The 20,324-nt window shown below is 67.9% G+C and carries 18 protein-coding genes; 10 read left to right on the forward strand and 8 right to left on the reverse strand.

All coding sequences use genetic code 11. The features are described 5' to 3' along the window. Positions 1-18 precede the first annotated feature (18 nt). From F8566_RS41035 to F8566_RS41045, 3 genes are read right to left on the reverse strand one after another with little or no spacing between them, the layout of a single operon-like run. Complete coding sequence (locus tag F8566_RS41035) at positions 19-393, reverse strand: DUF742 domain-containing protein (protein WP_151568255.1); 375 nt, start codon at positions 391-393, stop codon at positions 19-21. A 4-nt stretch (positions 394-397) separates the two neighbouring features. Then, a complete protein-coding gene (locus F8566_RS41040; protein WP_151568257.1) occupies positions 398-838 on the reverse strand; it encodes a roadblock/LC7 domain-containing protein in 441 nt (146 codons plus the stop codon). Beyond that, positions 835-3,015 carry a sensor histidine kinase gene (locus F8566_RS41045; RefSeq protein WP_192810116.1) on the reverse strand — a complete coding sequence of 727 codons (2,181 nt, stop codon included), beginning with the start codon at positions 3,013-3,015 and terminating at the stop codon, positions 835-837. The genes F8566_RS41040 and F8566_RS41045 overlap by 4 nt, the downstream gene beginning before the upstream one ends. A gap of 569 nt (positions 3,016-3,584) precedes the next feature. Between F8566_RS41045 and F8566_RS41050 the strand changes: the two genes are divergently transcribed. The 10 genes from F8566_RS41050 (at position 3,585) to F8566_RS41095 (ending at position 15,101) form a co-directional block, all read left to right on the forward strand. Beyond that, complete coding sequence (locus F8566_RS41050) at positions 3,585-4,616, forward strand: enoyl-CoA hydratase/isomerase family protein (protein WP_151568261.1); 1,032 nt, start codon at positions 3,585-3,587, stop codon at positions 4,614-4,616. 290 nt (positions 4,617-4,906) lie between these two features. Further along, the gene (locus F8566_RS41055) at positions 4,907-5,818 is read left to right on the forward strand and encodes a CoA transferase (protein ID WP_225993973.1); all 912 of its coding nucleotides are present in this window, start codon (positions 4,907-4,909) and stop codon (positions 5,816-5,818) included. A 5-nt stretch (positions 5,819-5,823) separates the two neighbouring features. Further along, positions 5,824-7,191: an amidohydrolase family protein gene (locus tag F8566_RS41060; RefSeq protein ID WP_225994002.1), complete on the forward strand. Its 1,368-nt coding sequence runs from the start codon at positions 5,824-5,826 to the stop codon at positions 7,189-7,191. Positions 7,192-7,359: 168 nt separating this feature from the next. Further along, positions 7,360-8,742: an ABC transporter substrate-binding protein gene (locus F8566_RS41065; RefSeq protein WP_151568267.1), complete on the forward strand. Its 1,383-nt coding sequence runs from the start codon at positions 7,360-7,362 to the stop codon at positions 8,740-8,742. Positions 8,743-8,818: 76 nt separating this feature from the next. Beyond that, complete coding sequence (locus F8566_RS41070; protein WP_151568269.1) at positions 8,819-11,050, forward strand: branched-chain amino acid ABC transporter permease; 2,232 nt, start codon at positions 8,819-8,821, stop codon at positions 11,048-11,050. Beyond that, positions 11,037-11,768: an ABC transporter ATP-binding protein gene (locus F8566_RS41075; protein ID WP_151568271.1), complete on the forward strand. Its 732-nt coding sequence runs from the start codon at positions 11,037-11,039 to the stop codon at positions 11,766-11,768. Before F8566_RS41070 ends, F8566_RS41075 begins: the two co-directional genes overlap by 14 nt. Then, on the forward strand, positions 11,765-12,499 hold the full coding sequence (locus F8566_RS41080; protein ID WP_151568273.1) for an ABC transporter ATP-binding protein: 735 nt from the start codon (positions 11,765-11,767) through the stop codon (positions 12,497-12,499). The genes F8566_RS41075 and F8566_RS41080 overlap by 4 nt, the downstream gene beginning before the upstream one ends. Position 12,500: 1 nt before the next feature. After that, positions 12,501-12,860: a hypothetical protein gene (locus F8566_RS41085; RefSeq protein ID WP_151568275.1), complete on the forward strand. Its 360-nt coding sequence runs from the start codon at positions 12,501-12,503 to the stop codon at positions 12,858-12,860. A gap of 74 nt (positions 12,861-12,934) precedes the next feature. Next, positions 12,935-14,644 (forward strand): AMP-binding protein, encoded by a 1,710-nt coding sequence (locus F8566_RS41090; RefSeq protein WP_151568277.1) that lies wholly within the window; start codon positions 12,935-12,937, stop codon positions 14,642-14,644. A gap of 13 nt (positions 14,645-14,657) precedes the next feature. Next, complete coding sequence (locus tag F8566_RS41095) at positions 14,658-15,101, forward strand: VOC family protein (RefSeq protein WP_192810117.1); 444 nt, start codon at positions 14,658-14,660, stop codon at positions 15,099-15,101. Between the two features lie 64 nt (positions 15,102-15,165). On the opposite strand, the gene F8566_RS41100 is transcribed toward F8566_RS41095, so the two are convergent. The 5 genes from F8566_RS41100 to F8566_RS41120 are packed head-to-tail and all read right to left on the reverse strand — an operon-like array spanning position 15,166 to position 20,302. Next, positions 15,166-16,176 (reverse strand): amidohydrolase family protein, encoded by a 1,011-nt coding sequence (locus tag F8566_RS41100; RefSeq protein WP_151568281.1) that lies wholly within the window; start codon positions 16,174-16,176, stop codon positions 15,166-15,168. Between the two features lie 31 nt (positions 16,177-16,207). After that, positions 16,208-17,077 (reverse strand): SDR family NAD(P)-dependent oxidoreductase, encoded by an 870-nt coding sequence (locus F8566_RS41105; RefSeq protein ID WP_151568283.1) that lies wholly within the window; start codon positions 17,075-17,077, stop codon positions 16,208-16,210. Further along, positions 17,074-17,988 (reverse strand): SDR family NAD(P)-dependent oxidoreductase, encoded by a 915-nt coding sequence (locus F8566_RS41110; protein WP_225993974.1) that lies wholly within the window; start codon positions 17,986-17,988, stop codon positions 17,074-17,076. The genes F8566_RS41105 and F8566_RS41110 overlap by 4 nt, the downstream gene beginning before the upstream one ends. Next, a complete protein-coding gene (locus F8566_RS41115; protein WP_151568285.1) occupies positions 17,985-19,097 on the reverse strand; it encodes an acyl-CoA dehydrogenase family protein in 1,113 nt (370 codons plus the stop codon). Before F8566_RS41115 ends, F8566_RS41110 begins: the two co-directional genes overlap by 4 nt. Beyond that, positions 19,097-20,302, reverse strand: coding sequence for an acyl-CoA dehydrogenase family protein (locus tag F8566_RS41120; RefSeq protein WP_151568287.1), 1,206 nt, complete (start codon positions 20,300-20,302; stop codon positions 19,097-19,099). Before F8566_RS41120 ends, F8566_RS41115 begins: the two co-directional genes overlap by 1 nt. Positions 20,303-20,324 lie beyond the last annotated feature (22 nt).

A 20,324-nucleotide genomic window follows, 5' to 3' on the forward strand; every position in this document is an offset into this window, starting at 1 on the left:
GAGTCGGCGAGCCGTGGGTCAGAGGGCGCGGAGGTCATCGAGAACTCTCTTGAGGAGAAGGGGGTCAGGTCGTGCGGCCAGGGGTGCCTCGCGGTGTTCTTCGACCAGGCCTTGGCGATGGAGGTCTGCCAGGAGAACCTGCACCACTCCGAGGGGCAGGTTCATCTCTGCGGTGAGGTCGGCCAGAGTGTGTGGGGTCCTGCACAGTTCCAGCAGCCGCCGTTGGTGGCGGGACATGCGGGCCTGCTCGTCAGAGACGGCACCGGTGGCGATCAGAACGGTGACCAGGTCCAGCCGGATTCCCTGGGGGCGTGTTCGTCCGCCGGTCAGCGCGTAAGGGCGGACGAGCGGTCCGGCAGCGGGGCCGATGCGGCGTTCCTGAGGCGACTCCATGGGTTCATCTCGCGCCTGGAACGCTGGTTGTGTCGGCAGCCTCCGCAGAGGCGAGGCGCGGCGCGGCCGTCAGGCGTTTGCGCAGTCGTTTCGTGAGCATGGCCATCTCGTAGCCGACCAGGCCTGCGTTGCCCCCGGAATCACTGAGGACGGCCAGGCAGCTGCCGCTTCCCGCGGAGCAGACGAAGAACAGGGCATCGTCCATCTCGATGATGGTCTGCCGTACTTCCTTCTTGCTGAAGTGGTCGCACGCACCGTTGGCCAGGCTCTGTACACCGGCGGAAATGGCGGCAAGGTGTTCGGCGTCGTCGCGAGTGACGTTGGCGGATGCGCCCATGACCAAGCCGTCCTTGGACAGCAGCACGGCCTGCTGGATCTGGCCGACCCTGTCGACCAAGTCGTCCAGGAGCCAGCTCAGATCGCTCGCGGTGCTCGGCTGGGTCATGATTCCCCCTGGTGCAGTCGTTCGTCGAAGGCAGGCAGCCGATGCCCGCCGGTGTCCATGTCGTCGTCTTCGGCGCCGCGGCCGGCGGTCCAGCCCGCTTGCAGAGAGGAGAGCATGTCGCGGCTGCTCTCGTGACGGTGCTCCTCGACTTCGTCGTCCTGGGCCGGTCGCAGCGCGTGCCTGCCGTGCCCCCGCACGGCCGAGCCACGGAGCTGTGGGGCCAGATGGTTCTGCCGGATCCTGCGCGGCAACCCATCGGTGTCGTCGTCCTCCAGCGGAGAGGGCACAGGGCCAGCCGATGGCGCTTCGAAGGAGTTGTCGTCGTCCTCCCACGTAGGCCGCGCAGTCAGCTGCTGCATCGGCGGGGTATGGGTGATGGGCTTCTCGGCCGGTAGAGGGTCGGGAGCCGATGAAGTCAGACGCTGCGGGATCCTGGTCGCTCTGGATGTGGACGGCGGTCCGCCCTCCAGGACCACGAGCGACATCGGCAGCACCACGACAGCTGTGACCCCGGCGTAGGCGGATGCCTGCAGTACGACGCGGATGCCGTGGCGGGCGGCGAGCCGGGCCACGACGAAGAGACCGAGCCGGTCGCTGTCGGCCAGGTCGAACTCCGGCGGATCCGTCAGCTGCTGGTTGAGGGCGACCAGCTCTTCGGCGTCCAGGCCGACACCGCGGTCCACGATCTCCACGGCCAGCCCGTTCGCCACCAGCGCCGCCTTGACCGATACCTCGGTGTTCGGGGGCGAGAACGCCGTCGCGTTCTCGATCAACTCGGCGATCAAGTGGATGACGTCGGCCACGATGGAACCGGTCACCGAGGCCGTGCAGTCGGTCACGACCTCCACCCGGGGGTAGTCCTCCACCTCGGCGAGGGCGGCGCGCAGCAGGTCGTCCACCGGCACCGGCTCGTCCCAGCCGCGGATGGTCGCGGAACCGGAAAGGATGACCAGTCCTTCGGCGTGACGGCGCATGCGAGTGGTGAGATGGTCCAAACGGAAGAGATCTTCCAGCACATCGGGGTCGGACGTGCGTCGCTCCATCGAGTCGAGCATGCTCAGTTGCCGGTGCAGCAGTGATTGGCTGCGCCATGCCAGGTTGATGAACACCCGACTGATCCCCTTGCGCAGTCCGGCCTCGGCCACCGCGGCCTGGATCGCCGTGCTCTGCACCTTGGTGAAGGCGTCGGCGACCTGCGCCACTTCCCTCGTCCTGCCCGTGCTGAACCGGGAGACCTCGGAAGGCGGCTTCACCTCTTCGCCCTTACGCAACCGAGCGATCACCTGGGGCAGCTGGTTCTCCGCCAAGTGCTGTGCGGCGCGTTGGAGACCGTGCAGTTCTCCGGACAGGCGGCGAGCGAACCGTACCGATAGAAGGATCGACGCCGCGACGACCATGAGCCCGAGGCCACCGACGATCGCCAACCGCACCACCGTCTGCTTCCCGACCGTATCGGTCCGGTCGGTCAGTGCCTCCGAGGCGGAGAGCTGGGCCTGCCCCCAGGCCGCTGTGATCGAGCGGCTGGTCGAGCGCCATTCCTGGAGCGTCTCGGCCGGAACAGTGCGGCTCGAGCTCGCCACAATGCTGTTCTCCAAGACTTGGTAGCGGGCGTACTGTGGCGTCTCAAGCAATGGCTGGATGCGTTTGTCTACATCGTCGCTCAAGCTGGTCGCAGCGATCTCGGTGACTTGCCTACGGTTGCCGACCGCTTGGACGAACGCCGCGTACTCGGCTGCGGACATCCGGCCACCCTGGGACTCCGAGGCGGTGAGCAGGGCATCCTCGCGTAGCGCGTAGTCCCTTGCCCGCCAGGCATTCACCAGGGCTGTCGTCGTCTGAAAGATCTCGGCGTCGTCGGCCTGTACCAGGCTGCCGAAGATCCTGGTGGTGCTGTCACAAAGGCTGTCGTACTGCCTGATCGCATCGACGGGAGAGACCGTGCGGGCGTGAACCTTCGCCCTCAGGGCGTCAACACTTCGATATTGCCGGTCAAGGTCGCCAAGAAGTTGCCGTGCCGGTCGCCCGAGCAGGTCTTCGGCCGCAGGAAGGGATTTGGCGCGGAAGACGGCCAATGCGGCGTCCGTGGCGGCTTCGGCCGTTCTCAGCTGCTGGACGGTCCTGCCGGCCCTGGATCCGGCGACGGCGGCCGCGGCCGCGCGCTCCTGCTGGAGCAGCACACCAACGGACCCGGTAGGTGTTGAGATTCGGTCGACGACTCTGGTGACTGCCATTTGATCGAGCGCCGCGCCAAGCGACGAGGCCGCAGCGAAGGCCCATAGACCCACCAGTGAGACAAGCGGCAGAACGAGCAGCAGCCCGATCCGGTAGCGGATCGGGTGCCGTCGGGTCCTCTTGTGCGAGCTCGGTGAGGGCTCGGCGACGGGCGCCTGGAGAGACGGCATGGTTCCCCCTGTCCGGTACGGGAATCTGTCGGGCGGCCTCGGGCACACCCCTCCCGTATGCGCTCGCACCTGTGGCTTATCGTTGAGGCCGTTCCGATCGAGACGAACGTTGCGCCTGGGCTTCTGGACACTGTGGCCTGGTCACCGCGCCACGAAGACCTGGTATCCCACTGACTGGACGGTAACGAAGCGCCAAGCCGCCGATGATGACACCTTGCTAGCTCTGGTCGCACAGTGAGTAAGCAAAACTCTGAGGCCAAGGCGTCTTGTGGCAGGCGGGGTCTCCTTACATCTCCAGACGGTGAAGATTCGGAGGTCGCAATCGCGATGAGTGGCAGGGCGCGATGATCGCCCGGCTCGTGGACCTACTCCACGAGGTTGAACTTCCTCTGAGGCTCACCACCGACGGGGTCCCTGCGGAGCCGCTCAAGGTGGTCGATCTTCAGGATGCCGGGAGTGAGGTGGACGAGGCCCAGCTTGCGGCGCATCTGGGACTGCGTCCGCAAGTCATCGTCGGTGTGCTTCCTGACGATCCGTCTCCGAACGCCCTTCGTCTGGCGAGGGCCTGCACCGTAGCGTTGACCAGGTCGCCCTTGGATGCGGCTCAGGCCGTCACGGTACGCGACCTAGACGATGCGGTGGCGACCCTCAGCTCACAGGTGTCGGCCGCACCAGTCGCTGCGATCAGCCTTCATCAGTTGCTTTGCGTACAGGAGCACCTGCCGGTCGCCCAGGCCCTGATGGCGGAGTCCGCCATGTACTCGACGTTGCTGGCAGGTGCGGAGTTCGCGCGCTGGAGGGCCGCGCGGCCAGTCCGAAGGGCGCCAGAGACCGCCGAAGTTGTCAGCGTCCACCGTGAGGAGGACCTTCTCCAGATCGTTCTGCAACGGCCTGCCAGAAGGAACGCCTACAACCGGATGATGCGTGACGGGCTCGTCGACGCGCTGACCACTGCCACGGTGGACGCTTCACTTGACGTCATGCTGACGGGCGCCGGGCCCGACTTCTGTGCGGGTGGCGACCTCGATGAGTTCGGTTCGGCGACAGATGTGTCTGTGGCGCATCTCCTCCGCACGGGGCGTTCGGCTGGATGGCTACTGCACCGCCTGCGCGAGCGCACGGCCGTCAGGCTGCACGGCCATTGCATTGGCGCGGGAATCGAACTGCCGGCCTTCGCCGGGCGCGTCATCGCCGAAGCCTGCACCGCTATTCGGCTGCCGGAGGTGGCGATGGGCCTGGTTCCTGGGGCGGGAGGAACGGTCAGTATCGTCCGGCGCATCGGCAGATGGCGCACGGCCTGGCTCGCGCTGTCCGGCCAGGTGGTGTCGGCCGGCCTGGCTCTGGACTGGGGCCTCGTGGACGAGGTCGAGGAATGACAGACCACTGGCGAGAAAGTGGACTTGCGACCCTTACCGGTCGAGCTGACGGGCCTGCGTTGAAGCCGCCGCATCCGACAGTGCCAGTTGCCCGCCGATGTGCGTCCCAAATGCGTGCTGTCGGCGGCGGCGAACTCATCGCGGATCCGGCAGTCCTGCTGACGGAGCGCGCTGCGTTCCGCGGTCACACCAGGAACGGGCGGATCTCCGTAGGCGGAACATGTCGGTTGATGAGAGCGGTAGACGGATGGGTCGCCGTGTCCTGTGCTCGTCCATCAGACGCTGATCTGGTGGCAGCGGTGACCGGGGCGCCAGCCGAGACTTCCCCATGGGAAACGCTCGAGACCTGGTGCAGCACCCGAAAAGCCGAGGAGATCGTCGCACGGACCGGCCTGCTCGGGCTCGCTGCCTCCAGGCTCGGTGAGCGGGCCCCGACCAGGCTCGATGAGCGGGCACTGACCAGCCCACTGCCGGACCCACGGATGGACGGACGCGATCTGACGGGGTCCCTGGTCGTCGATTTCAGTGCACTTTGGGCAGGGCCGCTATGCGCGCACCTCCTCCAGTTGGCTGGAGCGGCGGTCGTCAAGGTCGAAACCCCGACTCGTCCGGACGGCGCACGGCGAGGCCATCGCGGGTTCTATGACCTGCTGCATGCGGGACAGCGCTCGGTCGTCCTCGATCCCGAGCGGTCCTCAGAGTTGCGTGACCTTCAGTCCTTGGTGCGCCGGGCCGACGTGGTGATCGAAGCCTCCAGGCCGAGGGCATTGGCCCGGTGGGGCCTGGATGCTGACAGCGCTGCAGGCTCGGGGACCATCTGGGTGTCCATCACCGCGTACGGGCGCGCATGCGATCGAGTCGGATTCGGGGACGACGTCGCCGCCGCTGCCGGGCTGGTGGCCTGGGATCCGGAGACGCGTGAGCCGGTGTTCTGTGGCGACGCCATCGCTGATCCGCTGACGGGACTTTATGCGGCCCATCAGGCCATGAGCGCCCTCGCTCGACGCCGAGGGGCGTTGCTGGACATCGCCATGGTCGACGTCGCCAGGTGGGCTGCTTCCCCGTCGTGGCGCTCCCAGGCCAAGCCTGTTGAGAACGCTCCGGGACTTCCCGCGCCGAGGACGGCTCCCGGCATCGCATCGGAGTCCGGGGAAGACACTGAGGTGGTTCTCTCAGAACTAGGCATTCGACAATGCTCTTGAAGGGTGTGACGCTCGCCGGCGCGCGGGTGGACGTCCGCATTACCGGAACGACCGTGACCGAGATCGGTGCCATTCCTCGCGTCGCGGGGGAGATGGTCGTCTCCGGCAAGGGATGCACACTGCTGCCCGGCCTCACCGACCACCACCTCCATCTCTTCGCTTGGGCGGCGGCTGAGTCATCGGTTCTATGCGGGCCTCCAACGGTGCGTTCGTCGGATGAGCTGAGAACCGCCTTGGCGTCCGCGCCAGCGGACGGCGCGGGGTGGGTGAGGGGCGTCGGCTATGCCGAATCGATAGCGGGCGATCTCGATGCTCCCGCGCTGGATGCGCTTCACAGCGAGCGGCCGGTGCGAGTCCAGCACCGCAGCGGCGCTCTGTGGATACTCAACTCCAAGGCGGTCACCTGCCTCGGCCTGACCGACATCCGGGATCCGGGCATCGAGCGGGACGAGCACGGAGGGCCGACCGGGCGCCTGTGGAGGGCAGACCATCTTTTCCGCGGCGGCCCCGACTTTCCGGATCTGGGACCCGTCAGCAGGCGACTCAGCAAGTGGGGAATCACTTCGGTCACCGACGCTACACCGGACCTGGAGGACGTGGCCGTCGCCTCGCTTCAAGAGCAGATCGCCAGGGGTCGGCTGACACAACGCGTCCTGCTGCTGGGTCATCCAGGGCCGTTCGAAGGACCACTCACCTCAGGAGCACGCAAGGTCGTACTAGGCGATCACGCACTGCCTGGGTTGGCCGCGCTGGTAGGGATCCTGACCGAGATCCACGCAGCGGGTCGCCCGGTGGCCGTCCACTGCGTCACCCGGGAGTCGTTGATACTCCTGCTGTCCGCCTTCGATGTCGCAGGATCGATCGACGGCGATCGCATTGAGCATGGTGCCGTCATTCCCGCGGAATGCCTGGAATGGATCTCTGCTCACGGGCTTCGGGTGGTCACCCAGCCGGGGTTTCTCTCCGCCCGAGGCGAGGACTTCCTGCGCCGTACCAGGGCTGACGAGCATGCGGATCTCTACCGGTACCGATCCCTTCTGCGCGCGGGCGTCACTACCGTCGCCTCCAGCGACGCGCCCTATGGGCCTGCAGATCCGTGGCGGATCATCGCTAACTGCCGAGACAGGCTCACAGACGCGGGCCGCACGGTATCGCGCTCTGAAGCGGTTGACGCCGGAACCGCGCTTCGTGGCTACCTGACCCCTGCGGCCCTGCCCAGGCGTCACCGAGGTGACGTTCGCGTCGGCATGCTCGCCGACCTGGTCCTGCTCGAAGGAACTCTGGGTTCGGTCCTCGCGGAGCCGGACGCTGAGCGCGTCAGGATGACCATGTCGCTAGGAAAGATCGTCTATAGCGCGTCAGGCATGAACTAGAGCCAATCCGTTTCTGGACGGGGTGGGTCGAGCGATGACGCTGCTCCGGCGCAGCGATACGTCTCGAGCTGCACACCTTCCCGCTGAATGGGACCTGACCTGTGCCTGTGTTGTCGGTCACATCACAGTCTCTTGCACGCAGTGCGGATCGAAGGAGAGCACGCCGTCATGAGACAAAGCGGGACAGCGAAGGCAGGGGGAGTCGTTCTCGCCCTCGCCCTGGTCGCATCCGGATGCGGCTCCAACCGATCGGGAAGCGCCGAGACCGGAGGTGACGGTCGGAGTCCGGCTGCTTCGGCCGCGACGTTCGGTGACCTGCCGTCGCCGTGCGGTCCCGGTGCGGCGAAGGGCGCCACCGACCAGGGCGTCACGGCCGGCAGCATCAAGATCGGATACGGCGACGATCGCGGCTTCGCTGCGGCTCCCGGCCTGAGCGAGGAGGTCGGCGATGCGATCGACTCGATGATCAAGTGGTGCAACCAGCAGGGCGGCATCCTCGGCCGCAAGCTCGTCGGAACACGGTACGACGCCGCGCTGACGAACGCCGCCGCGGTGATGAAGAAGGCCTGTGCCTCCGACTTCATGCTGGTGGGGGAGGGCTTCGCCTACGACGAGGCCGCCGAGCCGGTCCGGGTCGGCTGCGACTTGCCGGCCGTGCCCGCCTTCACCATCGGCCCGAACGCCAACATGGGGCCGGACAAGTACGAGCCGATGCCGTTCCCCGTCGACCGGTACAACGCCTCGGGCCTCGCCGCGCTGCTCAAGGTCGTTCCCGGGTTCGGGAAGAACCCGGCGATGGTGCTCTCCGATTCGCCGCCCATCAAGGCGGCGAGTGCGAAGGTCACCGTCGCGCTCGGGAAGCTGGGCGTCAAGGTCAAGGACTGCGGCATCACGATCAGCCAGAACGGCGAGTCGAACTATGTGCCGTTCGCTCAGAAGTTCAAGGACTGCGGCGCCTCGGCGCTCTGGACCAGCAACGGTCCCATCCCGAGCCAGATGGGAATGTTCGAGGCGCTCGGCCGGATCGGCTCCAAGCCGCCGAAGGTCGCCGAGGCCCAGTGGTACAGCCAGGTCGCCGCGCAGTGGAACGGCAAGTCGCACGCGGTGGACGGACTGGTCACGTCTCTCTCATTCCAGCCCTTTGAGAATGCCGACAAGGTCACGGCGGTCAAGCAGTACCTCGACCTCGTCCGCGCTGACAAGGGCAAGCCGGCATTGCTGGGCATGTCCGCCACCTCGGCGTTCCTGCTCTGGGCGACGGCCGCGAAGAAGTGCGGAGACGACCTCACCCGCAAATGCATGGTCAGCGGACTCTCCACCGTCCACCAGTGGACTGGTGGAGGCCTCCACGCTCCGAGCGACCCGGGCGGCAACCTGCCCAGCAACTGCTCGCTGGTCGTCCGGCTCGACGGCGGTACGTGGAAGCAGGTCTATCCGGAGAAGGCCAGCGAGTTCTCCTGCGACAAGAGCAAGGTGTTCGAACTCGACCCCAAGCTCTCGGGCGTGACGCTGAACAATGATCGCCTGTCGACGGCGTTCCTCAAGAAGTGACCCACCGTCGGCGATCGGCTCCGGCCCACGGCGAAGGCCGTGGGCCGGCGCCCGCGCAACGATCAGGGGTGATCTTTTGACCACCTTCCTCACCTACACGGCGCTGGGTCTGGTGCTCGGGGCGGTCTACGCGATCGCCGCGTCCGGCCTGGTCCTGACCTACACCACGTCAGGGATCTTCAACTTCGCCCACGGTGCGCAAGCGATGGTCGGCGCGTTCACCTACTACCAGTTCACAGTGGCGTGGAAGCTTCCGGCCTGGGCCGCCCTGATCATGGTCGTGGGTCTCCTCGGTCCCGCCATGGGCAGACTTCAGCACGCATTCATCATGCGCGGACTGCGCGACACCGAGCAGATCACCCGGATCGTGGTGACGGTCGCGATCATGCTCGGACTCGTCGCGCTGGCGCAGTGGCTGTGGGATCCGCAGGAGGCCCGCGTCCCTCAGATGCTCTTCGGCGTCGATCGGACCATCACCTTCTTCGGCGTCACGCTTCGCTATCACGAGGTGATCTGCCTGTTCGTCGCCCTGGCCCTGGCGGTGGGGTTGCGCGCGCTGTTCGTCAAGTCGCGTCTCGGCGTCCTCATGAGGGCGACCGTCGACGACCCGGACCTGCTGAGCCTGACCAGCCACGATCCCGACCGCGTGTCGGCCCAGGCGTGGATGCTCGGCTCCACGCTCGCGGTGCTGGCAGGAGTCCTGATCACGCCGGTCATCGGCGGCCCCCTTGAGGCGAACGCGCTCACGCTCCTGGTCATCGACGCTTTCGCCGCGGCGCTCTTCGGAAGGCTCAAGAGCATCCCGCTCACCTTCCTCGGCGCGATCGTGCTCGGACTCATGAACAGCTACCTCGTCGGCTACGCGCCGGCCGGCTGGTCGTGGGTCGGCAATCTGCGCCAATCACTCGCCATGATCGTGCTGTTCGTGATCCTGCTCCTCTTCAGGAACGAACGGCTGCGGGGAGCGGCGACCAGATCGCGAGAGCGCTACGAGGTGCCGCCGGTCCGCCGCGCAGTCATGTGGGGTGCCGTGTTCGTGCTCGCCGTCATGGCCTTCCGCCAGCTCATCGACGCGTCATCAGTGGGCCTGCTGCAGCTCGGTATCGCCTTCGCCGTCATCGCCCTCTCCCAGACCCTGCTCACCGGATACGCGGGAGAACTGAACCTCGCCCCCCTGGCGTTCTCCGCCATCGCCACCATCGCGGCCTTCCACACCGGGATTCACGGCGAAGGCCTCGAGGCCCGGCTGAGCCTCGGCGGCGTCGTCGTCGGCGTCATCGCGGCCGCCGTGACCGGGGCGATCGTCGCGGTTCCCGCCCTCCGGCTCCGTGGCCTCTACCTGGCGCTCGCGACCCTGGCCTTCGGAGTGTTCGTCTCCTCGATGATCCTGCGAGACATCCAGGAGCACACCCTGTTCGGGAGGACATTCGCGATCTTCCCCAACGGAAACCTCCTGTTCCCGCGGCTCGCCCTCGGACCAGTGGACCTCGCGGACGACGATGTGTTCCTCCTTGTCTCGGCGGCGCTCTTCGCGGGGTTGGGCGTCGGGCTGGTGGCGCTGCGCAACGGCGGCTACGGTCGCCGGCTCGCCGCGATGAAGGACAGCCCGGCGGCCTGCGCGATGCTCGGCCAGCGGCTGCTCTGGCTCAAGCTCTCGGTCTTCGCGATCTCGACGGCGATCGCCGGCCTCGGCGGAATCCTGATGTCGATGTCCCTCACTTCGGTCACGAAGGACCACTTCGTCTTCACCGTCAGCCTCTCGCTGGTGATGCTCGCCGTCGTCGGCGGCATCGGATACGTCAGTGGCGCGCTTTTCAGCGGGCTGGTCGCGGGTGCCGGTCTGACCGCGGTCGTGGCGCTCCTGAACAACGCCGCGACCGAGCGCCCGGAGTTCGACGGAGCGCTCGGGGTCGTCTCGCACCTGGTGCTGGTGAGCGCAGCGCTCACGGGCGTGGGCGTGGCGCAGAACCCCAGCGGCATCCTCCACGACGTTTTCGCACGCCATCGGACGCTCGCGAAGGCGCCCGAGATCCGTTACGGCGCCATTGTCGCCCAGTGCGTCCTTTACGCGTTCGCATGGAGCGACGTCCTGGGGACAACGTCGTTCGTCGTTCTCAGCCTGATCCTGTGGCTGTGCCTGCCGCAGATCGGGGCGGCACTGCGCCCGGCGAAGATCCTCGGAGACCGCCCCGCGCGGGCCACGCCTCCCGAACTGGTCGGCATCGACTCGGACTACCCGTCCGACCTCGCGAGCAGGCTCGACAAGCGACTCGGCATCGAGGAAGGGGTGGCCCGTGTCATTGCTTGAGACCCATGGCGTGAGCGTCCGTTTCGGCGGGAACGTCGTACTCGACGACGTCAGCCTCACCATCACGCCCGGTGACGTGACGGGAATCATCGGCCCCAATGGCGCGGGCAAGACGACCATGTTCAACTGCGTCACGGGCATGCAGCCGCTCGCGTCCGGGCGCGTCGTCTTCAACGGCAGGGACATCACCGGTCATGGATCCGGCCGGCGTGCCCGGCTGGGCATGGCGCGCACGTTCCAGCGCCTGGAGCTGTTCCTGTCCCTCAGCGTTCGCGACAACGTCCGGGTCGCCGGGGACATCGTCCGTGCGAACACCCGGAAACGGATCGACGTCGAGGCGGAGACCGATCGCATCCTCGGGCTCACCGGACTGGCGGACATCGCGAACGAGAACGTCGCCGGCATCCCCACGGGCCGTGCCCGGGTGGTCGAGGTGGCTCGCGCGCTGATGACGCGGCCGAAGCTCCTGCTGCTCGACGAGCCCGCCTCGGGACAGACCGAGCAGGAGAGCGAGAGGTTCGCCGGGCTGCTGCGCGGGCTGGCCGCCGACGGCATCGCCGTATGCCTGGTCGAGCACGACCTTCCGCTCGTGATGTCCCTCTGCTCCACGATCCACGTACTCGACCACGGGATCCTCATCGCGTCCGGAACGGCCGCGGAGATCCGGCGGTCACCGGCGGTCATCGCGGCCTACATCGGAGCGGAGGGGGCCGCATGACACTCCTCGAAGAACCGTGCTCGCCGCGGCCGGACGACCCGATCATCGAACTGCGCGGTGTGCACGCGGCGCACGGCGACATCGAGGCGCTCCACGGGGTCGATCTCGTCGTGCCCGCCGGAGCGGTGGTCGCACTTCTGGGGCCCAACGGCGCCGGTAAGACCACGACGATGAAGGTCATCAGCGGGCTGATGCCCGTCACCTCGGGATCCCTTCGCCTCTCCGGACGAGACGTCACTGGGATCACGGCCACGGAGACCGCGCGCCTCGGCGTCTGCTCGATCCCGGAGGGCAGGGGGATCTTCGCCAACCTGACGGTCCGGGAGAACCTGTGGGTCGCGGCTGGAGAGCGCGTCTCCCTCGACGCGATGGAGCAGGTGGCGTACGCGCGGTTCCCGCGCCTGGGGGAGCGCCGCGACCAGCTCGCCGGCTCATTGTCGGGAGGCGAGCAGCAGATGCTGGCACTCTCGCGTGCCCTGGGGACGAACCCCGCGGTGCTCCTGCTGGACGAGCTGTCGATGGGGCTCGCCCCCATGGTGGTCACCGAGATGTACGAGGTCGTCAAAGGACTCGCCGCCGAAGGCGTCTCCATCCTCCTCGCCGAACAGTTCGCCCGGATCGTCCTGCCGCTGGCGGACCTGGCCGTCCTGATGGTGAGCGGACGCGCCGTCCGCGCCGGATCGCCCACCGAGATCGAAGAAGAACTCTCCACCGCCTACCTGGGAGGCTGACATGCTCACCGAAGCACGCCGCGCCGAGTTCCACGAGGCCGTGACGGCACACCGGCTCAAGACCGGATCGGCGAAGTCCGACAGGCCGATCCGTGCCATCGGCGCCCTGCTGATGATCGCCGGTGTCGTCGGCGCCTTCGTCGCCTACAGCGCTTCGCTCTCGCAGAGCGACGCACGCGACATCGGATCGAGCCAGATCCTCGCCATCGCCTTCGTCGCCGTCGCGATCGCGGGAGCGGGCTTCTATGTGGCTGCGGCGACGGCCCAGGTCCTTCGCCTGTGGCTGCTGCGCCAGCTCGTCGAGAGTCAGGCGCGCACCGATCAGCTGGCCGCCGCGCTGCTTTCCGCTCAGCAGGAGTGACGCTGCCCGTGCGGCGCCGTGACCCTAGCGTTCCCGGTGGTATCGGCCCTCACGAAGGATGGGACCACCGAACGATGCGCACTGAAGGAACGACGCCGGCGCCGACCGTGAACGTCCATGACACCTTCGCCGAGATCGTGCTTTCCCGAGCGGGCGATCGCGCACGTGGCCTGGTCTTCGAGGAGCAGGAGTGGTCGTGGGCCCAGGTGGTCGAGGAGAGTTCCGCCAGGGCCGCCTTTCTCAAAGCCGTCGATCTGCCCGAAGGCCGACGGCCCCATGTCGGCCTCCTCCTCGAGAACGTGCCCGACTATGTGTTCTGGACCGGGGCCGCCGGACTGAGCGGGGCGGTACTGGTCGGGATCAACTCCAGCCGCAGTGCCGCCGAGCTCGCCGATGACATCCGGCACGCGGACATCGACCTGATCATCACGGAGTCGCGGTTGCGGCAGCTGGTCGAGGGCCAGGCTCACGGTGTGCCCGCCGACCGGATCCACGATATCGACCGTCCGGAGTACCAGGCCCTGCTCGCGCCTTTCCGCGGAGCATCCCTGCCGGACACCCGTCCGGCGCCCGAGGATCTGTTCGCGCTCATGTACAGCTCGGGGACCACCGGAGCGCCGAAAGCGGTCATCCTCAGCCAGGGGCGGCTCGCCCGGCTCACGCCCGTGCTGGCACGGCGGGTTGAGATGACCTCGGACTCCACGACGTACCTGTGCATGCCCCTCTTCCATGGCAACGCGCTGATGATGAACCTGGTCCCCGCGATGGCGACCGGCGCCACCGTCGGGATGGTCCGCAGGTTTTCCGCTAGCCGGTTCAGCGCCGACGTGCACCGTTTCGGCGCGACGTACGTCAACTATGTGGGCCGGGCGCTGTCCTATGTGCTCGCTCACCCCGAGGATCCCCGCGATCGCGGCGGCACCCTTCAGCTGGCCTTCGGAACCGAGGCCTCCGACGCCGATGTGGCGGGCTTCTCAGAGCGTTTCGGCTGCCGGGTCCTCGAAGGCTACGGGCTGAGCGAGGGCGTCTTCCGGCTGAACCGCACGCCCGACACACCTCCTGGATCGCTGGGACTGCCTGCGGGCGACGTCGACGTGCGCGTCCTGGACGAGTCGACCGGCCGGGAGTGCCCACGAGCGGAGTTCGACGCCGCGGGACGCCTCGTGAACGCCGAAGCGGTGGGGCAGATCGTGGCCATGGGGCTGGCCCACACCTTCGAGGGTTACTACAAGAACGAGGCGGCGTACGCCGAACGTGTCCGTGGGGCGGACTTCTGGTCCGGTGATCTTGCCTTTCGTGATGTCGAGGGGTTCTTCTACTTCGCGGGACGGTCTTCGGACTGGCTGCGAGTCGATTCGGAGAACTTCGCTGCGGCCCAGGTGGAGAGAGTGCTTCTGCGCCACCCGAACGTCGCCGCCGCGCCGGTCTACGCCGTCCCCGACCCGGTGACGGGCGACAGGGTGATGTGCGCGATCGAAGTGGAGCCGGGGCGGACGTTCGATCCGGGCGAGTTCGGTGCGTTCCTCGCTCAGCAGGCCGACATGGGCTCGAAGTGGTGGCCGACGTTCATCCGGGTGGTGACCGCCTTGCCGCTCACCGGGAGCGGGAAGGTCGACAAGGCTCCCTTGCGGAGATCCGCCTGGACCACGGCCGACACGGTCTATGTCCGAGTGGGCAAGACGCCGGAGTACGTCGTCCTGGACGAACGGGCGAAAGCCGAGCTGGAGAGCCGGTTCGCGGACCACGGCAGGACGGCTCTCCTCCCAGTCGGAGCGCGGGACTGAAGTGCCTCAGCACATGAGCCAGGTCCACCACGTCGGCATCACCGTCAGCGACGTCGACGCCTCCCTGCACTTCTACGCCGACCTGCTCGCCGGTGAGCGGATCGGACCCCTGGACCGGAGCGGCCCGCGGATCGACCAGGTCACGGGCTACCCGGGCGTGGTCGTCCGGCAGGCCTTCGTACGGCCGCCGGACGGCACCGCGGTCATCGAGCTCCTTCAGTACGTCGGCGGTTCGCCGGTCGTCCTCGATCCCGACAACGGTCATGTCGGAGCCGCCCATGTGGCCATCACGGTCCACGACCTCGACGCCGTCCTGGTCCGGCTGCAGGCACAAGGCGTCGAGGCCGTCTCGGATCCAATCGTGTGCTCCGCGCCCATGGAAGGCTTCCGGGCCGTTTACGTCCTCGACCCGGACCGGATCCGGGTCGAGCTGCTCCAACCACCCGGACGATCCTGACCCCGGACGCGTGACCGGCGAGGCATTCCGAGCAGGACCTCGCCGGTCACGTCCGAACGCCAGGTCATCGCGCCGCTGGCAGCCTGAAGCCGGTCAAACGCTTGAAGTTGCCGGCGGCGATGCCGGCACGCTCGTCGTCGGTGAGCGGAAGAGTCTTGAGGACCTGAACCGACTTCCACACCTGCGTGAAGCGGGGGTCCACGTCCGCCGGCGCGGGCTTGTGGGCGGGCCGCTCAGGAAGCAAGTCGGAGAAGACGTAGTTAGTGCCGAACATCACTCGATCGGTGCCGAGCGCACGCAGATGCTTGACCATGTCCTCCGGCTCGACGCTCCCGTCCCCGACTTCGTGGAGCCGAAGCGAGGTGTCGGTGTGGACGTTCTCGTAGGCCCGCGTGAGGTCGAGCACCTCCCGGTCGAGCGGTCCGCCGAACTCCTTGTCGTGGCCGAAGTGCGCGAAGACGAGCTTGAGCGCCGGGAACTTCGCCAGGGCGTCGGCGAAGCCCCCCGGGCGGCAGTTCGGACTGTGCCCTCCGGTCTCCGTGAGCACGGGGACGTCGTGCTCAATGCAGTACTCATAGATCGGGAACAGCCTGGGATCCGAGCCGGTCACGCCCATGTCCGAGGGAACGATCTTCACGCCGAGCGTGCCCTTCGCACGCTGGCCCTCGATCTCGGCGAGGGCGGCCTCGGGGCCCATGACCACCGGGTTCACCCCGGCGAAGTAGCCGACTTCGGGATGTTCTCGCGCGATGGAGGCGGCCCAGTCGTTGTTGTCGCTGATGCGGCGCAGGATCCGCCGACGCAGATCCGTCTCGCCTGCCGCCCGTTCCTCCGGGTCGTCCGGGAGCGTATAGAGCCCGTGGCGAAGGTACCGGCCGCTCCAAGTGAACATCAGCGCGTTCATGGCGCTGATACCGGTCGCCGCCATCAGCTCCTTGAACTCGTCCAGCGTGCCGAGGTTCGGGGCGCCGGGCTTCACCAGGTGAGGGGTGAGGAAGTAGTCCCGCATCTCCTGGCCGTGTTCCGCGTCACGCTGCAGGTGGCAGTGCATGTCGATGATTTCGAGTTCGCTCACGTCGGCGCGCCCTTCTGTATATGGTGCCGCCTCAGCGCGTGGCGACGTGGTCCTTGATGGCGTCGGGGACCTTCGATTCTCCGAAGGCCGGCCGCGCGGTGGTGTGCAGGATTCCGCCGTCGGACACGACGGCGTGACCGGTCATGTAGCTCGACAGGTCGGAGGCCAAGAACAGGGCGACGCCAGCGGTCTCCTCCGGCTCGCCGAGATGTCCCAGGGGAGTGACGCTCTCCGCGGTGGTGAAGAACTCCCGGACCGCTGGCGGCGAGTCCGGGCTGGTGGCCCTGTGCCTGGTGCCCGCGGTCCAGTGGGTGCCGGGGACGATGCAGTTCACCCGGATGCCGTAGGGGGCGAGTTCGATGGCGGCCGTCTTGGTGAAGTGCACGACGCCGGCGTTCGCTGCTCCGTATCCGGCGAGATTCGGGGCCGCGGCCACGCCACTGGAGGACGCGACGTTCACGATCGTGGACGGTCGGCCGCCTCGCACCATGGAGATCGCCTCGGCCTGGCAAGACAGGAACGTCGTGTCGAGATTGAGTACCAGCGGCTTGTGCCAGTCACCGATCGACATGTCCAGGAAGGACTTGGTGACGCCGCCCGTTCCGCCGCACACGTTGACCGCGACGGACAGGTCGCCGAGGGCCGTGACCGTTCCCTCGACCATCTCGGTGTGCGCCGTCGGGACGGTCAGATCCTTCTCCAGCGCGACGGCCTCGCGGCCCAGCTCGCGGATCTCGGTGGCGGTGCGTTCTGCGGCCTCAGGATCGAGGTCGACCACGGCGACGTCGCAGCCCGCGGTCGCCAGCCGCAACGCGGTGGCTCGGGCGATACCGTTGCCGCCGCCGGTCACCAGGGCGACACGACCCGCCAGGCCGAGCATCGTTTCAAGCGCGGTGCTCACTCTGGTGCTCCCGTCCGAAAGGCCTCCGGCAGTGGCGGCGGTGGGTTGAACCTGATGTAGTGCGGCAGGAACGCGGCCTCGTCGATGTCGTCCGGCTGCCACCCCTCGACCAGGTCCCTGCCGTCGAGGGTCCGTACCGGCCGGTTGAACTCCTTGAGCAGCGGGAGGCTGTAGGCGACCCGGCCGGTGACCTTGGCGGGGTCCTCGGTACAGAGCAGGAGCGCGGCCTCGGCCATCGTCTCCTCAGGCTCCGACGGCCAGCCGGGTACCGCTGCCGAGGCATGAGCGGTCGCCACGCCCCGGTTCGGGGCGAGGGTGTTGACGGCGATGTGGTCGTCGTAGAGCTCCATGGCCGCGCCTGTGCTCATCCGGTCGATGAAGGCCTTCGTTCCGCCGTACAGGACGGACCCGGCGAGCGGGTGCGGCGCGAATGGCGGGCCGACCCGTGGTCCCGCCTGGCGCGAGGACAGGTTGACGATCCAGCCGGCGCCATTCCTGCGCATTCCGGGGATGACGGCCTTCATCAAGTCCCACGTGTTCCACACGTTGGTCTCGACCGAGTCCTCGAACCACTCACGCCGCATGTCGGGGAAGAGGGTCTCGTAACGGCGAGCCGCGGCGGCATTGTTGATCAGGATGTCGGCGGTGGCGCCGAACGCGTCCTCGATCTGGGCGACGAGCGCGGGACGGTCGATCTCCTTGCGGCCGAGGTCGGCGACGAACGCACGAGCGTCGCCGCCGTCGGCGTTGATCAGCGCGACGGTCTCTTCCAGCGAGCCCTCGTAGGCGCCCTGGCCCGGACGGAGGGTCCGGGAGACGGCGGCGACGGCGATGCCTTCCGAAGCGAGACGGCGGGCCATGGCGCGGCCGATCCCGCGGCTGGCGCCGGTCACGATGGCGAGGTGGGTCACGCGGACGCTCCGATCGGGGGGACCTGGTCGAGGAGGTCGCCGAGTTCGGCCTCGATCGCGCCCGCAGAGCCGAGCGTGAACGCGATCTGACGACCCCAGAGGAAGTAGCGGTGGATCGGATAGTCGACGTCGGCGCCGATACCACCGTGCAGGTGCTGGGTCGCGTGGACCGCCCGAAGCCCTCCGGACGACGCCCACCATTTCGCGACGAGCGAGGCGGCTCGGGCCTCGTCTTCCTCTCCTCTGTCGGTGTGCCAGGCGGCCTTGTACGTCGCCAGCCGGATCCGCTCGGTGTCGAGATGGGCGTCGGCGGCTCTGAGCGCCACCGCCTGGTTGGTGGACAGGGGACGGCCGAACTGCTTGCGCTGGGACGTGTAGGAGGCGGTGATGGCCACCGCCTCCTGGCACACCCCGGTCGACAACGCGGCCAGCGCGATGCGCGACCGTGTGCGGACACGGTCCACGATCGTCGCGCCCTCGGCCTCCATGAGATCGTCTGACGACAGGCGCACCCGATCGAAGACGAGGGTGGCGCTGCTCTCGTGGTCGGTGACCGAGATCGGCGTGATCTCGAGGCCGGCACGGTCGGCCGGCACGATCGCCACGTGGGTTCCGGCCGCGTTCGTCGTGAACGGCACGACGAACGCCGTCGCGACAGGGCCCGCGGTCACGGCGGCGAGTTCACCGGACATGACCCAGTCACCGCCGTCCTTCGTGGCCCGCAAAGCGAGCCGCTCGAAGGCTCCGGTGACCACGGTGCCGCCGTCGAGGATGCCGGGCAGCCACCGTTGCCGCTGGGACTCGCGGCCGTACTCGGCGATCGGCATGGCGGCACCCGCCACCACGGCCCAGACGGGGACGGGAGCGACCCGCCGGCCCTGCTGCTCAAGGACGGCGACGAGGCCGAGCATGCCCAGTCCCGCGCCGCCGGCCTTCTCCGGCAACGCGAGCCCGATCAGGCCGGACTCGGCGAGCATGCGCCAAAGGTCGGCGTCGAATCCGCCGCGGGCCTCCATCTCTCGCACCCGCTTGATGTCGGCCCTGTCTGTGAAGATCTGCTCGGCGAGGCCGCTGACGGCCTTCAGGTCGCCGCTGAGGGTGAATTCCATCAGTTCCCGCCGTTCTTGGGCTCGGGCTTGCGGCGGGCAGCGATGGCCATGCCGAGGCTCTTCGCCGCGACCAGCTCCCGCATGACCTCGTTGGTGCCACCGCCGAAGGAGTTGTTCTGCGATCGGCGGGCCATCGCCTCGACACGGCCTTCGATGGCGGCGCCCGGGGAGCCGGGCCGCAGCAGTCCGGCGGCGCCGAGCACCTCCTGGAGCATTCCGTACGCGGCTATCACCGACTCGGTGCCGATGACCTTCGCACCGCCGGAGTCCCCTCCGGTGAGCGTGTTGTCAGCGACGTCGGCGACCAGCCGCAGGTTGACCAGGTCCGAGGCACTGAGCAGCGCGTAGACCTGTGCGAGCTTGGCCCTGACCCAGGGCAGGTCGTACACGACCCCCTCGCCGAGTGGTGTCGTCTTGGCCCAGGCAAGGGTCTCGTCGAAGAGTTCGTTTGCGATGCCGCCTCGGGCGGCCAGCGCGACCCGCTCATGGTTGAGCTGGTCGGTGAGGAGCTTCCAACCACCGTGCAGCTCGCCGACGAGATTGCCGACCGGGACGCGGACGTCTTCGTAGTACGTCGCCGACGTGCTGTGCCCGCCGACGGTCTCGATCGGGGTCGCCGAGAAGCCCGGCGCGGTGGTCGGCACAGTGATGATCGAGATGCCCCGGTGGCGCGCCGCCTCGGGATCGGTGCGGGCCGCGAGCCAGATCCAGTCCGCGAAGTCGCCGCCGCTGGTGAAGATCTTGTTGCCATTGATCACGAACTCGGCGCCGTCGATCCGTGCCCTCGTCGTGAGGGACGCCAGATCGGTGCCGGCGCTCGGCTCGGTGTAACCGATTGCGAAGGTGAGCTCGCCGGCGAGGATGCGCGGAAGGAAGTACGCCTTCTGCTCGTCGGTCCCGTGCCTCATCAGCGTGGGCGCGACGGTGTTGAGGGTGACCAGCGACAGCGGCGCGTCGGCACGGACGGCCTCGTCGTAGAAGACGAACAGTGCCTCGGGGTCCTCGCCGCGGCCACCGTACTCCTTCGGCCAGCCGAGCCCGAGCCAGCCGTCCTTCCCCATCTGCCGCAGGATGCGGTCGAACGTCGGGCCGCCCTCGTTCTGCTTCCGTAGCTCCTCCCGGTCCCGCGGGCTGATGGTGGCGGTGAAGTACTCGCGCAACTCCTTACGCAGCGCCTTCGAGGCGGGGGACAGGTCCGGGTACATGGTCACTTCCTTCGGGTCGCGC

The sequence above is a fragment of the Actinomadura rudentiformis genome, assembly GCF_008923185.1.
Taxonomy (GTDB): Bacteria; Actinomycetota; Actinomycetes; order Streptosporangiales; family Streptosporangiaceae; genus Spirillospora; species Spirillospora rudentiformis.